Consider the following 15,483-nt stretch of genomic DNA (forward strand, 5'->3'; position numbering starts at 1 on the left):
TGCGGATGAAGCGGGAGCGATCTCCCGCTTTGACGGTAGCTCTTTCTTTTTCATGTATATCCTTCCAGGGCTTATTGTCCCCTATTTGGATGTCCATGAAACACGGACCACCTCAACCTGACCCCGGGTTGTGACCCCGGGTTGGACCGTGTTACGGCTGATCGACGGCTGGTTGAACGCGTGGGCGGCGAAGCCGCCCACCCTACGGATACCGGTTATTCGTTTGACCAGAAAGCATCTGGCGCATCCGATCCGCGCAGGTCCACCTCCACCGGCCGGCTGATCCGCCGCAGCACCTCGGCGGCCAGCAGGCGGCCATCCGGTTCGTGCAGGCGGTACCACAGGAAGGCCACGCCCGACAGGCGCAGGTGCTGGCCGGTGAACAGGTTCTGCTTCACCAGGCTCATGCCTTCCAGGCGCAGGTCGACGTCCAGCACCAGGCTGCCCGCGGTGCGTTCGCCGTAGCCGAGGTAGCGGGCGGTGTTGAACAGCGGGCTCCGGTCGCTGGCCTCGCCCGCCTTGAGCGAGTCGACGAAGGCGTCCACCACCTTCAGCTGCGCCAGCGCGGCCTGGGCCACCGCGGCGAACTCCCTTTTCTGCTCGCCCCTGGCCGCGTCTTCCAGTACCTGCAGCTCGGCGATGCGCTGGGCGTAGGCGGCCCGGTGGTCGGCGAGGGCCTTGAGGCGCCCCAGCAGTTTTTCGTAGCGCGCCCAGTCGAGTTCGCCGAGGTAACCGGAGCCGAGCCCGCTGATGCGTTCGGGGCAGGCCTGGGCCAGGGCGCTGGCGAACAGGCTGCGCGCGCCTTCGCCGTAGGCGATGCCGGTTACCGTGACGTCGCTGCGCAGCAGGGCGGCGAGGTCGGCGCCGGCGCGCACCGTGGCCGGCACCACCGTCAGCATGGCCAGCGGCAGCGCGGCCGCGCCCGAGCCGGGCGGGCGCCGGGTGTCGAGATAGCGCTGCAAGGCCTTGTTGCGTTCGGCCATGTCGGTGGAAAGGCGGGCGAGGCCGCTGTCGACCGTGCGCGCCGCCACCATGCCCTGGCTTGCCGCCGGGTCGTAGAGGGCGGCGGCGCGTCCGGGCGGCAGGCGTGCGCACAGCGTGGCGGCGAGTTCGCGCGCCAGGTCGACGGCGCGCACCAGCCCGGCGGCGCCGAACTGGCGGATATCGAGACTGCCGGTCAGCGGCTTCGACTGGGCCGGCGGCAGGCGCGCCAGCAGTTCGGCGCGCTCGGCTTCGGCCACCGCCTGGCGCGTTTCGGCTTCGAGCTGGCGGGCGCGCAGCTCGGCCAGCTCGACAGACTGGGCGCGGGCCGGCAGCGCCGCGGCGAGCAACAGCAGCAGGAAGAGTTGGGGCAGGAAACGCTGCGACCGGACAGCTGCGCTGGAACAGCGGCTGAGGAACATCGGGACTCCCGAAAGCAAAAGTTATTCAGGACGAATAATTGCCGCCAATAAAGTGTAACAAAATGTCGAGAAATAGTAGGAGAAGTTTCAGGACGGTTGATTGCGAGATATCAATTTCCTTAGAATCGTTCAATTCTGCTTGAAAGATCAAGGACTTGCGTATGCTGGCGGAGAAACACCCTGTAACACGATTCCTGATTAGCCAAATAGAAATGCGATAGAATTGACGAGTTAACAAAGTGGTTCTATGAGTATTATTAATTTGCCATTCGCCGGCCTCGAGCTTGGCTTTGCCGTGTCGCTTGCCTGTTCGCTGCTGCTCGTCCTGACGACGCGCTGGCACGGGCGCTATTCGCTGGACGCGACGCACGGCGTGCAGAAATTCCATATCACCCCGACGCCCCGCATCGGCGGCGCCGCCATCATGCTGGGCCTGTGGCTGTCGCTCGGCGTGCTGCCCGACGAGCAGCAGGAACTGCTGCTGCCGGTGCTGGTGTCGGCCATGCCGGCCTTCGTGTTCGGCCTTGCCGAAGACCTGACCCGCAACGTGTCGGTGCGCGCGCGCCTGCTCGCCACCATGGCCAGCGGCGTGTGCTGCTGGGGCCTGACCGGCGTCACCCTGCTGCACATCGGCATCGCACCGGTCGACATGATGCTGACCTGGCTGCCGGCGTCGGTCGTGTTCACCGCCTTCGCGGTGGGCGGCGTGGCCAATGCGGTCAACATCATCGACGGCTTCAACGGCCTGGCGAGCGGCACCGTCCTGATCGGCATGGCCGCGCTCGGCCTCATCGCCCAGGATGCGGGCGATGCCGCCCTGGCCCAGCTGTGCTTCGTGGTGTGCGCCGTCACGGCCGGCTTCTTCGTCGTGAATTTCCCGTTCGGCAAGCTGTTCCTCGGCGACGGCGGCGCCTACCTGCTCGGCTTCCTGCTGGCCTGGCTGTCGGTGATGCTGGTCTACCGCAATCCGCTGGTATCGCCCTGGGCGCCGCTGCTGGCCTGCGGCTACCCGGTCTTCGAGACCGTGTTCACCATCGTGCGCCGCCTGTGGTGCCGCCGTCATCCGGGCCACCCGGACAGCTGGCACCTGCACAGCCTGGTCAAGACCGCGATCGCGGCGCGCTATTTCCGCCTCTTGCCGGCGCCGCTGCGCAATGCCTGCGTCTCGCCGTTCTCGTGGGCGGTGGCGCTGGTGCCGGCCATGATGGCGGTGCGCTTCGCCGCCGTGCCCGAAGCCCTGCTGCAGGGCGTGCTGGCCAGCTTCCTGCTGTATCTGTCGGTGTATGCCTTCGTGGTCTCGGCCTGGTGGTCGCGCCGCCACCACATGCAGCGCCCGGCCCAGCGCGACCTGCCTCTGGCAGATATCGCGCTCGATCAGCCCAATTCTTCCTTCATCCAGCGCGGCCTGTAAGGCCCGCCCGCCCCATCGATCCTGCACATCGACGCCATGTGCAGCAGGTTTCCTTCACAGCGGCAGGTTGACCCGGCTGCCATGTCAACCGAGAATGCTGGTTTGGCGCCCGACGCTGGCGGGCGCGCACTTATATATTAGGAAACAGCAAGGATGACAATCCTCGTCACGGGCGGAGCGGGCTTCATCGGCTCGAACTTCGTCATCGACTGGCTCGCACACCACGACGAGCCGGTCGTCAACCTCGACAAACTGACCTACGCCGGCAACCTCGAGAACCTGGCCAGCCTGGCGGGCGACGCGCGCCACCATTTCGTGCGCGGCGACATCGGCGACGGCGCCCTGGTGGCGCGCCTGCTGGCCGAGCACAAGGTGAGGGCAGTACTCAACTTTGCCGCCGAGAGCCACGTCGACCGTTCGATCGAGGGCCCGGGCGCCTTCATCCAGACCAATATCGTCGGCACCTTCAACTTGCTGGAGGCGGTGCGCGCCTACTGGAGCGGCCTCGACGAGGACGCGAAAGCGGCGTTCCGCTTCCTGCACGTGTCCACCGACGAAGTCTACGGCTCGCTGTCGAGCGAGGCCCCGGCGTTCGACGAGCAGAACCGCTACGAGCCGAACAGCCCGTACTCGGCCAGCAAGGCGGCGTCCGACCACCTGGTGCGCGCCTGGCACCACACCTATGGCCTGCCGGTGCTGACCACCAACTGCTCGAACAACTACGGTCCGTATCACTTCCCGGAAAAACTGATCCCGCTGGTGATCCACAACGCGCTGGCCGGCAAGCCGCTGCCGATCTACGGCGACGGCCGCCAGATCCGCGACTGGCTGTACGTGCAGGATCACTGCAGCGCCATCCGCCGCGTGCTGGCCGAGGGCCGGCTGGGCGAAACCTACAACGTCGGCGGCTGCAACGAGAAGGCCAACATCGAGGTCGTGCAGACGCTGTGCGCGATCCTCGACGAACTGCGCCCGCGTGCCGACGGCCAGTCGTACGCGAGCCAGATGCGCTTCGTGAAGGACCGTCCCGGCCACGACCGCCGCTACGCGATCGACGCCGGCAAGCTGGAGCGCGAGCTGGGCTGGCGCCCGGCCGAGACCTTTGAGACCGGCATCCGCAAGACCGTCGCGTGGTACCTGGCCAACCAGGCATGGGTGCACAACGTGACCAGCGGCCACTACCGCGAATGGGTCGAGCGCCAATACGAACAGAAGCACTGAAACAGGCACTGAGCATGAAGATTCTTTTGCTCGGCAAGGACGGCCAGGTCGGCTGGGAATTGCAGCGCGCGCTCGCCCCGCTGGGTGAGCTGCACGCCTTCGGCCGCATCAAGGCCGACCTCGGCGACCCCGAATCGCTGCGCGCCCTGGTGCGCCGGATCCGACCCGGCGTCATCGTCAACGCCGCCGCCTACACGGCGGTCGACAAGGCCGAAAGCGAGGCGGACATGGCGCACCGCGTCAACGCGCTCAGCCCCGGCGTGCTGGCCGACGAGGCGCAGGTCCTCGGCGCCTGGCTGGTCCATTATTCGACCGATTACGTCTTCGACGGCGGCAAGGCCGGCGCCTGGGTCGAGACCGACCCGACCAATCCGCTGTCGGTCTACGGCCGCAGCAAGTGCGAAGGCGAGGAGCGGATCCGGGCGAGCGGGTCGCGTCACCTGATCCTGCGCACCAGCTGGGTGTTCGCCGCGCGCGGCGGCAATTTTGCCAAGACCATGCTGCGCCTGGCCAGGGAGCGCGAACAGCTCAGCGTGGTGGCCGACCAGTTCGGGGCCCCGACCGGCGCCGAACTGCTGGCCGACGCGACCGCGCTGGCGCTGCATCGCATCGCAGCGGCGGGCGCCGGCGCGGACGCCTGGTCCGGCACCTACCACCTGGCCGCCGCCGGCGAAACCAGCTGGCATGCCTACGCCCGCCACGTGCTGGAGCAGGCGCTGGCGCACGGCGCGGTCCTGAAGGCCGGCCCGGAGCAGGTGCTGCCGATCCCCGCCAGCGCCTTCCCGGCGCCGGCGCCGCGCCCGGCCAACTCGCGCCTCGACTGCAGCAAGTTCTGCGCGACGTTCTGCCTGCAGTTGCCCGACTGGCGTTACCACGTGAACCGTTTGGTCGCCGAGCTGGCGTCCCAGGGAAACCTATAAGGAAAACTATGAAGCGCAAAGGCATCATCCTTGCCGGCGGCAGCGGCACCCGGCTGCACCCGGCCACTTTGGCGATCTCCAAGCAACTGTTGCCGGTGTTCGACAAACCGATGATCTATTACCCGCTCAGCACCCTGATGCTGGCCGGAATCCGCGACATTCTCGTGATCTCGACCCCGCAGGACACGCCGCGCTTCCAGCAATTGCTGGGCGACGGCAGCCGCTGGGGCCTGAACCTGTCGTACGCGGTGCAGGAGTCGCCCGATGGGCTGGCGCAGGCCTTCCTGATCGGCGAGGAATTCCTGGCCGGCGCTCCGTCGGCGCTGATCCTGGGCGACAACCTGTTCTATGGACACAGCCTGCACGTGCTGCTCGATCGTGCGCATGAGCGCACCGATTGCGCAACCGTGTTCGCGTACCACGTGCAGGACCCGCAGCGCTATGGCGTCGTCGAGTTCGATCACGAAGGCAAAGCGGCAAGCCTGGAAGAAAAGCCGGCGGTGCCACGTTCGAACTACGCGGTGACCGGGCTGTACTTCTATGACGAGAACGTGGCGCAGATTGCCCGCACGCTCAAGCCTTCCGCGCGCGGCGAACTCGAGATCACCGACCTGAACCGCATCTACATGGAGACGGGCAAGCTCCACGTCGAGATCATGCGCCGCGGCTATGCCTGGCTCGACACCGGCACCCACGAGTCGCTGCTCGACGCCGGCCAGTTCATCGCGACCATCGAGCGCCGCCAGGGGCTGAAGGTGGCGTGTCCGGAAGAAATCGCCTACCGCAAGGGCTGGATCGACGCCGCCCGGCTCGAAGCGCTCGCCGAGCCCATGAGGAATAACAGTTATGGCCAATACCTCTTGCGCGTCGTGACAGAAACGGTGTTCTGATGCATATTCGCCAACTGTCCATTCCCGATATCCTCCGTATCGAGCCGCGCGTGTTCGTCGACGAGCGTGGCTTCTTCTACGAGAGTTTTCACCAGGCCCGCTTCGAAGAAGCGCTCGGCCGCAAGGTGAACTTCGTGCAGGACAGCCATTCCAGATCGGCCCACAAGGTGCTCCGTGGCCTGCACTACCAGGTGCAACAGACTCAGGGCAAGCTGGTGCGCGTGGTCAGCGGCAGCGTGTTCGACGTCGCGGTCGACCTGCGCCGCTCCTCGCCGACCTTCGGCCAGTGGATCGGCCAGGTCCTGAGCGCCGAGAACAAGGTGCAGCTGTGGGTGCCGCCAGGCTTCGCCCACGGTTTCCTGGTGTTGTCCGAATCGGCAGAGTTCCTCTACAAGACCACCGACTACTACGCGCCCGAGCACGAGCGCTGCATTGCCTGGAATGACCCGACCCTGGCGATTGCATGGCCGCTCGACGCGGCGCCGGTGGTGTCGCCCAAGGACGACCAGGGCTTGCCCTTCCTGCAAGCCGAGCTCTTCGATTAATGTAGGGTGGTCGGCTCCGCCGACCGCGCGTTCAAGCGCATGAAAAATAGCCGCTGCGCCTGCGCACAAGGGAGTCGAGCGCGCGTGCGGCAAAGCCGCACACCCTACAGAAGCGGCAAGGCGGCGGCTACTCGAGAAAATAAGCGGCCTTTTCCCGTGCTTCTCCCCTTATAGCCGCACGGCAACACCTGCGATAATCCTGTTTTAGGATGCATTTCGTTAACAGGAGCGGTGGATGGCGGACGACAGCGACGCGGAACGGACAGAACCGGCGTCACCCAGGCGGCTGGAGAAAGCCCGCGAGGACGGCGACGTTCCCCGCTCGCGCGAAATCGCCACCTTCACCGTCCTGATGACCGCCGGCGCCGGCCTGTGGATGACCGGCGGCACGCTGGTCGGCAAGATGGGCCAGGCCATGCAGTCCGGCCTGTCGCTCACCCGCGACCAGGTCTACAACCCGACGGTCCTGATCGAACGCATCACCACCGACCTGGCGTCGGTGCTGCTGGCCTGCCTTCCGCTGGCCGGCCTCATCATGCTGGTCGCGCTGGCCTCGCCGCTGCTGATCGGCGGCTGGAACTTCTCCTCCAAGGCCTTCGTGCCGAACTTCATGAAGCTAAACCCGATCAAGGGCATCGGCAACATGTTCTCCACCAACGCCCTGATCGAGCTGCTGAAGGCGGTCGCCAAGACCCTGGTGGTGGGCGCGGTGGCCTGGGTCGTGATCATGGGCCAGAAGGAAGCGGTGCTGGCGCTGGCGGTCGAGCCCCTGAACGCCGGCAGCGCCCACGTGGGCGCGATGGTGGCCAAGGCCTTCCTGATCATCACCGGCGCGCTGGGCGTGATCGCGGCCATCGACGGCCCGTACCAGCTGTGGCACTACCATGACAAGATGAAGATGACGCGCCAGGAAATGATCCAGGAGTCGAAGGAATCGGACGGCAATCCCCAGATCAAGGGCAAGATTCGCCAGATGCAGCGCGAAATGGCGCGCGGCCGCATGATGCAGAATGTGCCTACTGCGGATGTGATCGTCACCAACCCGACCCACTACGCGGTGGCGCTGAAGTACACCGACGGCCAGAAGGGCGCGCCGCGGGTGGTGGCCAAGGGCGTGGACGAGGTCGCGGCCAAGATCCGCGAACTCGGCCTGGAACACAAGGTGACCCTGCTGGAAGCGCCGGCCCTGGCCCGTGCGCTCTACAAGCACACCGACATCGACGAAGAGATCCCGGAAAAGCTGTTCTCGGCCGTGGCGGAAGTCCTGGCCTACGTCTACCAGCTGCGCGCCTACAAGAAGGGCGAAGGCCTGTACCCGGATCGCCCGGGCAGACTGGCGGTGCCGCCCGAGATGGACCCGAACGACCCGGCCTACAAGGGACCCGGGGCAGCGAATTCCGATTCGAATAACGGAGCATTGCATTAATGAACAGCATCAAACTGCCGGCATGGACGAGCGGCCTCGCGGCAAGGGGCGCCAGCGCGCTCGCCGCGCCAATCTTCATCATCGTCCTGCTGGCGATGATGATCCTGCCGCTGCCGGCCTTCGTGCTGGACGTGTTTTTCAGCTTTAACATCGCGCTGTCCGTCATCGTACTCTTGACCGCCCTGTACACGGTCAAGCCGCTCGACTTCATGGCCTTCCCGGCCATCCTCCTGATCTCGACCATGTTGCGCCTGGCGCTCAACGTGGCTTCTACGCGTATCGTGCTGACCGAAGGCCATACCGGCGGCGCGGCGGCCGGCAAGGTGGTCGAGGCCTTCGGCCACTTCCTCATCGGCGGCAACTACACGGTCGGTATCGTCGTCTTCGTCATCCTTACCATCATCAACTTCTCGGTGGTGACCAAGGGCGCTGGCCGCATCGCCGAAGTCGGCGCACGCTTCGCCCTGGACGCGATGCCGGGCAAGCAGATGGCGATCGACGCCGACCTGAACGCCGGCCTGATCGGCGAAGCCGACGCCCGCAAGCGCCGCAGCGAAGTGGCGCAGGAAGCCGAGTTCTACGGCGCGATGGACGGTGCGTCCAAGTACGTGAAGGGCGACGCCGTGGCCGGCATCATGATCACCCTGATCAACGTGATCGGCGGCCTGATCGTCGGCGTGGTGCAGCACGACCTGGCCTTCGGCCAGGCTGCCGAAACCTACACCCTGCTGGCCATCGGCGACGGCCTGGTGGCGCAGATTCCTTCGCTGATCATCTCGATCGCGGCCGGTATGGTGGTCTCGCGCGTGGCCAACGAGGACGACATCAGCAGCCAGGTGACCAACCAGCTGTTCGCCCGTCCGGAAGCCCTGTACATCACCGGCGGCATCATCTTCGCGCTGGGCCTGATCCCCGGCATGCCGAACCTGGTGTTCCTGCTGCTGGGCGGCGCCCTGTGCGGCGGCGGCTACATGATCGCCAAGCGCAAGAAGGAACAGCCGGCCAAGGAAGCCGCGGCGGCGGAAGCTGCCGCCACCGCCGCTGCCGGCGGCGCGGCGGCGCCGAGCGAGTCGGAAGAGGCGACCTGGCAGGACGTGATGGCGGTCGACACCCTCGGCCTGGAAGTGGGCTACCGCCTGATCCCGCTGGTCGACAAGACCCAGGGCGGCGAGCTGCTCAAGCGCATCAAGGGCATCCGCAAGAAGTTTGCCCAGGAAGTGGGCTTCCTGGCCCCGCCGGTGCACATCCGCGACAACCTGGAGCTGAAGCCCTCGGCCTACCGCATCACGCTCAAGGGCGTGGAAGTGGGCGCCGGCGAAGCGATGAACGGCCAGTTCCTGGCAATCAACCCGGGCATGGCAAGCGGCACGCTGCCGGGCCTGGTGACCACCGATCCGGCCTTCGGCCTGCCGGCCACCTGGATCGACGCCAGCCTGCGCGACGAGGCCCAGAGCCTCGGCTACACGGTGGTCGACGCCGGCACCGTGGTGGCGACCCACCTGAACCACCTGATCACGACCCACGCTTCGGAGCTGCTGGGCCGCATGGAAGTCCAGGCCCTGCTGGACCACCTGGGCAAGGACACGCCGAAGCTGGTCGAAGACCTGGTGCCCAAGGTCGTGTCGCTGTCGACCCTGCAGAAAGTGCTGCAGAACCTGCTGCAGGAAGGCGTGCACATCCGCGATATGCGCACCATCATCGAGTGCCTGTCGGAGTACGCCGGCCAGACCCAGGACCCGAACGAACTCACCGCCATGGTGCGGGTGGCGCTGGGCCGCGCGATCGTGCAGCAGCTGTTCCCGGGCGCCAGCGAGCTGTCGGTGATGACCCTCGATAATCGCCTCGAGCGCCTCCTGATGCAGGCGATGGGGACGGGCGGCGACGGCGCCGGCATCGAGCCGGGCCTGGCCGACACCATCGCCCAGCAGGCCGCCAACGCGGCGGCCCAGCAGGAGCAGATGGGCCTGAGCCCGGTGTTGCTGGTGCCGGCGCCGCTGCGGGTGCTGCTGTCACGCTTCCTGCGCCGCGCGGTGCCGCAGCTGAAGGTGTTGTCGCACAACGAGATTCCCGAGACCAAGACGATCCGGGTGACCAGCCTGGTTGGCGTGCCGATGTGAGGGCGTGCCGGGGGGGGGCGTGGGGTGGGCGGCTCCACCCGGCGATATGATCGAGCGCGCCGTATTTGCCGCCCACGCGTTCGGCTCCCATTCGCTCAGCCGCCCCGGCTGTTCATCGGCTGCTTGAAGACGTGGGCGGCGCTGGAAGCTGTAGGCTGATCACCTTCCGAGGTGAAGCCGCCCATCCTGCAACTGCGCGTATTCTCCACTCTGATGAGCTCGGCCTATTGAAATAGGCCCATTTCCCCTTCTTTCTCCTTAGATGGTTTCCTCACGGCATCGCCAATAATGTGGTCTATGGCCGGGCAATGGCGCCCACAGCAGACATAGAACAGTACAGCTTGAGTGAAGTGCGGAGAACAACGATGAACGTGAAGAAATTTACAGCGGCTACTTCCCGTGACGCCTTGCGCAAGGTGCGCGAGGCGCTCGGCCCTGACGCGGTCATCCTCTCCAACCGCCCGGTCGACGGCGTGGTCGAGATTCTGGCGCTGGACAACGACGACGTCGCCGCGCTGGCGTCCCCGAGCATCGAAGAGCCGCAGGCGCCAAGCTTCCAGGCCTTCGACAAGGATTTCGATCCGGAGCCGGTGTTCACCCGCGCCCCGGCTGCCTTCGCCCCGGCCGCGCCGGAAGCGCGCCAGGCCTACGTCGAGCGCCGCGCCGCACCGGTCGCCGAGCCGGAAATCCCGCCGACCTACGTCAACCGCCGCGCGCCGAGCCCCGAGCCGGGCATCGACATGGCCGCCATGACCCAGATGATGAGCGCCGCCATCGCCCAGGCCAAGGAATCGGCCGCGCTTGAAATGAGCGGCATGATGAACGAAATCCGCGCCATGCGCGGCCTGATGGAAACCCAGCTGGCCGAACTGTCCTGGAACGCGACCGCCCAGCGCGAGCCGCAGAAGGCCGCCGTGCTGCGCGAGATGCTGGCCGCCGGCTTCTCGGCCACCCTGGCGCGCTACCTGATCGACAAGATGCCGGCCACCAAGGATGCCGGCGAAGCCCTGCGCTGGATCAAGACCGTGCTGGCGCGTAACCTCACCACCATCGCCAACGAGGACGATCTCTTGAACCGTGGCGGCGTGTTCGCCCTGGTCGGCCCGACCGGCGTCGGCAAGACCACCACCACCGCCAAGCTGGCGGCGCGCTGCGTGATGCGCCACGGCCCGGACAAGCTGGCCCTGATCACCACCGACGCCTATCGTATCGGTGGCCACGAGCAGCTGCGCATCTACGGCAAGATCCTCGGCGTGATGGTGCACTCGGTGAAGGACGAAGCCGACCTGCGCATCGCCCTGAAAGAACTCAAGAACAAGCACACCGTTCTCATTGACACCATCGGCATGTCGCAGCGCGACCAGATGGTGACCGAGCAGGTGGCCATGCTGAGCGAATCCGGCGCCGACGTGAAGCGCCTGCTGTGCCTGAACGCGACCTCGACCAACGAAACCCTGAACGAAGTGGTGCGCGCCTACCAGGGCTCGGGCCTGGCCGGCTGCATCATGACCAAGCTCGACGAAGCCGCCTCGATCGGCAACGTGCTCGACGTCGTGATCCGCCAGAAGCTCAACCTGCACTACATCTCGAACGGCCAGCGCGTGCCGGAAGACCTTCACCTGGCCGACCGCGCCATGCTGGTCGACCGCGCCTTCCGCAACAACCGCAACGCTAGCGCCCAGTTCGGCGATGCCGACCTGCCGCTGATGATGGCCGCCGCCGCGGCCGGACAAAACGCGGACCGCAGCCTGCGCGAGGTGCACCTTGGCTAGTTTCGATTTCGACCAGGCCGAAGGCCTGCGCCGGATGCTGCAGGGCCCGCGCCCGCGCATCGTGACTTTTCTCTCGGCCACGCCGGAAGACGACAAGGGCGCCATGCTGGTCAACCTGGGCGCCTCGCTGGCCCAGCTGGGGAACGAGGTCCTGATCGTCGATGCCTGCGAACGCGACTACGGCGTCGCGCGCCGCCTCGGCCTGAGCCGTGCCGCCACGCTGGCGAACGTGGCGCGCCAGGAGTGCGGCCTGAACCAGGTGCTGCACGCGGTGCCGCAAGGCTTCTCGGTGGCCACGCTCGGCTGCGTGCAGGACAGCCTTGATGCCCGCCGCCTGGCCAAGACCTTCGACGTGCTGGTCAAGCAGGCCGGCATCGTGATGGTCGACGGCGAACTCGGGCCGGACGGCGCATTCCCGCTGCCGCTGATGGCCGATTCCGAGATCGTGGTGCAGGTCGGAACCAGCGCCGCCTCGATCACCAACGCGTATGCGCTGATCAAGCGACTGGCGCAACAACTGGGTCGCCGCCCCTTCGGCATCCTGGTGACCGGCGCGACGGAGGCCGAGGCCAAGGTGGTATACGATAATATGTGTACTGCGGCAACTCGCTACCTGGCGGTCAGCCTCGGCTCGATGGGGTCGGTGCCGGCCGACGAGTACCTGCACCGGGCCGCGCGCCTGGGCCGCGCGGTGGTCGATGCCTTCCCGCTGGCGGGCGCCTCGGTGGCGTTCCGCCGCCTGGCCGGCAAGTTCGCGCTGCACGCGATGCCCGGCCTCGGCAGGGGAGGCAGCACGCATTTCGGGGCCTGACCCAGGCAGTACCACAGGTAGCACCACAGGCAGCACATACAGAAGAACAGATAAGCAAAACGCATGTACACGGTCAAAGGGAAAGCGGACAAGAACCATTTGCTGACGGAGCACATGCCGTTGGTGAAGCGGCTTGCCCACCACATGAAGGCCAAGCTGCCGCCTTCGGTGGAAGTCGATGACCTGGTGCAGGCCGGCATGATCGGCCTGCTGGACGCGATCAACCGCTACGAAGACAACCACGGGGCCCAGTTCGAGACCTATGCGGTGCTGCGCATCCGCGGCGCCATGCTCGACGAACTGCGCAACAGCGACTGGATGCCGCGCAGCACGCGCCAGAACATGCGCAAGGTCGAAGCCGCGATGGAGGCGCTGCAGCAGCGCCTGGGCCGTCCGGCCAGCGAATCCGAGATCGCCAAGTCGCTCAAGATGTCGCTCGCCGACTACCAGGAGATGCTGGGCGACGGCGGCGGCCACCAGCTGCTGTACTACGAAGACTTCCACGACCAGGACGGCGACGGCGGCAGCGACGGCTTCCTCGACCGCTATGCGGTGGACGACGCCGATCCGCTGCGCAGCCTGCTCGATACGGGCTTCCGCCAGGCCGTCATCGACGCCATCGACAATCTGCCGCCGCGCGAGAAGATGCTGATGGGCCTCTACTACGAGGAAGAACTCAACCTGAAGGAAATCGGCGCCGTCATGGGCGTGAGCGAATCGCGGGTGTCGCAGCTGCACACCCAGGCGGTGTCGCGTCTGCGCGCTGCGCTACGGGAGCAATTGTGGACTGGGCCAGCGTAGCCGGCCTGGTGCTCGCGATCGCGGGCGTACTGGTCGGCCACACGCTGGACGGCGGCAAGTTCGCCTCGCTGATCCAGCCGGCCGCCTTTGCCATCGTGGTGGTCGGCACCGCCGGCGCCACCCTGCTGCAGAGCGAACGGCGCAGCTTCATGCTGGGCCTGCGCATGCTGCGCTGGGTGTTCTTTCCGCCCAAGTCCAACCGCGACAAGCTGTCGCGCGAAATCGCCTTGTGGAGCCTGAGCGCGCGCCGCGACGGCCTGCTCTCGCTCGAGCAGTACATGGGCACGAAGGACAAATTCATCCAGAAGGGCCTGCGCCTGGTGATCGACGGCATCCAGCCCGAGAAGCTGCGCAACCTGCTCGAGAGCGACATCACCGCCTACGAATTCTCGCAGCGCCAGGCCGCGCGCATCTGGGAATCGGCGGCCGGCTATGCGCCCACCATCGGCATCCTGGGCGCGGTGCTGGGCCTGATCCACGTGATGGAAAACCTGTCCGACCCGGCGCGCCTGGGCTCGGGCATCGCGGTGGCCTTCGTCTCCACCGTGTACGGGGTGGGGCTGGCCAACCTGTTCTTCTACCCGGTCGGGAACAAGCTGAAAGCCATCGTCAGCGACCGCGTGGCCCAGTACGAGATCCTCGCCGAAGTCTTCCACGACCTCGCCACCGGCGACCACACCCGCGTGGTCGACGAACGGGTGGCGAGCCTCCTGACGCGCCATTGAGCGACGGCCCATGGCGCGCAAACGCTACGACGACTCCCAGGAAAACCACGAGCGCTGGCTGATCTCGTACGCCGACTTCATCACGCTGCTGTTTGCCTTTTTCGTGGTGATGTACGCGATCTCGATCGTCAACGAGGGCAAGTATGCGGTGCTGTCCGAAGCGCTGGGCGACGCCTTCGGCGGACGTAGCGCCGCACCCCAGATCAACACCAGGGTCGAGCCGGTGCTGCCGCTGTCGCACATCGTCAACCGCAAGCGCCTGGAAGCGGCGCGGCGCGAGCGCGAGCGCATGGAGACCCTGGCCAAGGACCTGACCGCGACCCTGATGCCGCTGGTGAAATCGGGCCAGGTGCGGGTGACGCAGAATGCGCGCGGCATCGGTATCGAACTCAACGCCAGCGTGCTGTTCGCGCAGGGCGAGGCGACCCTGCAGCAGGACGCGCGCGAGGTGCTCGGCGCGGTGGCCGGACTGCTGAAGGACGACCAGCACCGGATCGAGGTCGAAGGCCATACCGACAACCTGCCGATCACGAACGAGCGCTTCGCCTCGAACTGGGAACTGTCGGCGGTGCGCGCCGCCAGCGTGGTACGCTTGTTCATCGAGAACGGCGTGGCGGATGCGCGCCTGTCGGCCATCGGCCACGGCGCCACCCGGCCAGTGGCGCCGAACGATACGCCCGACGGCCAGGCGCGCAACCGGCGCGTGGCGGTGATGATCCTGGCGTCGGTGCCGGAACCCTTGCCGACCGGCGTGCAATAAAATGTCATTTTTGCAGCTCAAATGAAATAATATTTCAGGAGATCTCATGCATGTCATACGCGCTTTGCAAAGATGCCTGCCGCTGCTCCTGCTCGCTTTCGGCGGCCTGGTGAGTGCCGTGGGAGCGGTCGAGAAAGAAGACCAGGTGCGCCACCAGCTGGAAGTCGTGACCACGGAAGGAAAGGTGCGGGTGCGCCTGATCGTCGAGAACCGGGGCGACAGCACGATCTACATCCCGCGCGAAGTCGCGGCGGAAGACGAGATCACCGGCCGCCGCTTCGACCTGCGCGAAGTCAGCAACGGAAAAGCCGGCAAGCCGGTCGACTACACCGGCATGATGGTCAAGCGCGCCGCGCCCACGGCCAGCGATTACCAGGCCGTGGCGCCGCACACGATGCACATGCACACCATCGACATCACGCCTTCGTATGCGTTCAGGAAGGGCCGGCAGCGCTACCAGATCGGCTACGACGGCCCGTGGCTGCCGGACGTCGCGCAGCTGGACGCGGTCCGCCACAGTCCGGCCGAACCGGTCACGTTCAGCGTCGGAAAATAAAAGGCAATGGGATGGACGCCCCCTCCCGAAACGGCATCGATGTGCCAAAGTGGAAGTGTCAACTCACCACGACATCGAGGGGGGCGTCATCATGAAGATTACGACAATCGGCATCGATCTGGCAA

14 protein-coding genes are annotated in these 15,483 nt (G+C 66.3%); 13 read left to right on the forward strand and 1 reads right to left on the reverse strand.

The window, feature by feature from the left end; genetic code table 11:
- Window positions 1-215: 215 nt before the first annotated feature.
- Window positions 216-1,403, reverse strand: a complete 1,188-nt coding sequence (locus AB3347_RS25445; protein WP_369094450.1) for a hypothetical protein — start codon at window positions 1,401-1,403, stop codon at window positions 216-218.
- 247 nt (window positions 1,404-1,650) lie between these two features.
- On the opposite strand from AB3347_RS25445, the gene AB3347_RS25450 reads away from it, so the two are divergent.
- From AB3347_RS25450 to AB3347_RS25510, 13 genes are all read left to right on the forward strand, one after another.
- Window positions 1,651-2,814 (forward strand): glycosyltransferase, encoded by a 1,164-nt coding sequence (locus AB3347_RS25450; protein WP_369094451.1) that lies wholly within the window; start codon window positions 1,651-1,653, stop codon window positions 2,812-2,814.
- Between the two features lie 153 nt (window positions 2,815-2,967).
- Window positions 2,968-4,035 carry a dTDP-glucose 4,6-dehydratase gene (gene rfbB, locus AB3347_RS25455; protein ID WP_369094452.1) on the forward strand — a complete coding sequence of 356 codons (1,068 nt, stop codon included), beginning with the start codon at window positions 2,968-2,970 and terminating at the stop codon, window positions 4,033-4,035.
- Between the two features lie 14 nt (window positions 4,036-4,049).
- Window positions 4,050-4,955 carry a dTDP-4-dehydrorhamnose reductase gene (gene rfbD / locus AB3347_RS25460; protein WP_369094453.1) on the forward strand — a complete coding sequence of 302 codons (906 nt, stop codon included), beginning with the start codon at window positions 4,050-4,052 and terminating at the stop codon, window positions 4,953-4,955.
- Between the two features lie 8 nt (window positions 4,956-4,963).
- Entirely contained in the window at window positions 4,964-5,845 is an 882-nt protein-coding gene (gene rfbA / locus AB3347_RS25465) for a glucose-1-phosphate thymidylyltransferase RfbA (RefSeq protein WP_369094454.1), read from the forward strand.
- On the forward strand, window positions 5,845-6,390 hold the full coding sequence (rfbC, locus tag AB3347_RS25470) for a dTDP-4-dehydrorhamnose 3,5-epimerase (protein ID WP_369094455.1): 546 nt from the start codon (window positions 5,845-5,847) through the stop codon (window positions 6,388-6,390). The genes rfbA and rfbC overlap by 1 nt, the downstream gene beginning before the upstream one ends.
- 235 nt (window positions 6,391-6,625) lie before the next feature.
- Window positions 6,626-7,816 carry a flagellar biosynthesis protein FlhB gene (gene flhB, locus AB3347_RS25475; protein WP_369094456.1) on the forward strand — a complete coding sequence of 397 codons (1,191 nt, stop codon included), beginning with the start codon at window positions 6,626-6,628 and terminating at the stop codon, window positions 7,814-7,816.
- Window positions 7,816-9,933, forward strand: a complete 2,118-nt coding sequence (gene flhA, locus AB3347_RS25480) for a flagellar biosynthesis protein FlhA (RefSeq protein WP_369094457.1) — start codon at window positions 7,816-7,818, stop codon at window positions 9,931-9,933. Before flhB ends, flhA begins: the two co-directional genes overlap by 1 nt.
- Before the next feature lie 365 nt (window positions 9,934-10,298).
- Window positions 10,299-11,705: a flagellar biosynthesis protein FlhF gene (gene flhF, locus AB3347_RS25485; protein ID WP_369094458.1), complete on the forward strand. Its 1,407-nt coding sequence runs from the start codon at window positions 10,299-10,301 to the stop codon at window positions 11,703-11,705.
- Complete coding sequence (locus tag AB3347_RS25490; protein WP_369094459.1) at window positions 11,698-12,516, forward strand: MinD/ParA family protein; 819 nt, start codon at window positions 11,698-11,700, stop codon at window positions 12,514-12,516. The genes flhF and AB3347_RS25490 overlap by 8 nt, the downstream gene beginning before the upstream one ends.
- A 63-nt stretch (window positions 12,517-12,579) precedes the next feature.
- Window positions 12,580-13,317, forward strand: coding sequence for an RNA polymerase sigma factor FliA (locus AB3347_RS25495; RefSeq protein ID WP_369094460.1), 738 nt, complete (start codon window positions 12,580-12,582; stop codon window positions 13,315-13,317).
- On the forward strand, window positions 13,299-14,042 hold the full coding sequence (locus AB3347_RS25500) for a flagellar motor protein (RefSeq protein ID WP_369094461.1): 744 nt from the start codon (window positions 13,299-13,301) through the stop codon (window positions 14,040-14,042). Before AB3347_RS25495 ends, AB3347_RS25500 begins: the two co-directional genes overlap by 19 nt.
- A gap of 10 nt (window positions 14,043-14,052) precedes the next feature.
- Window positions 14,053-14,802, forward strand: a complete 750-nt coding sequence (motD, locus tag AB3347_RS25505; protein WP_369094462.1) for a flagellar motor protein MotD — start codon at window positions 14,053-14,055, stop codon at window positions 14,800-14,802.
- Window positions 14,803-14,848: 46 nt separating this feature from the next.
- A complete protein-coding gene (locus AB3347_RS25510; RefSeq protein WP_369094463.1) occupies window positions 14,849-15,358 on the forward strand; it encodes a hypothetical protein in 510 nt (169 codons plus the stop codon).
- Window positions 15,359-15,483: the final 125 nt, after the last annotated feature.

This window comes from Massilia sp. X63, assembly GCF_041023745.1.
Classification (GTDB): domain Bacteria; phylum Pseudomonadota; class Gammaproteobacteria; order Burkholderiales; family Burkholderiaceae_D; genus Telluria.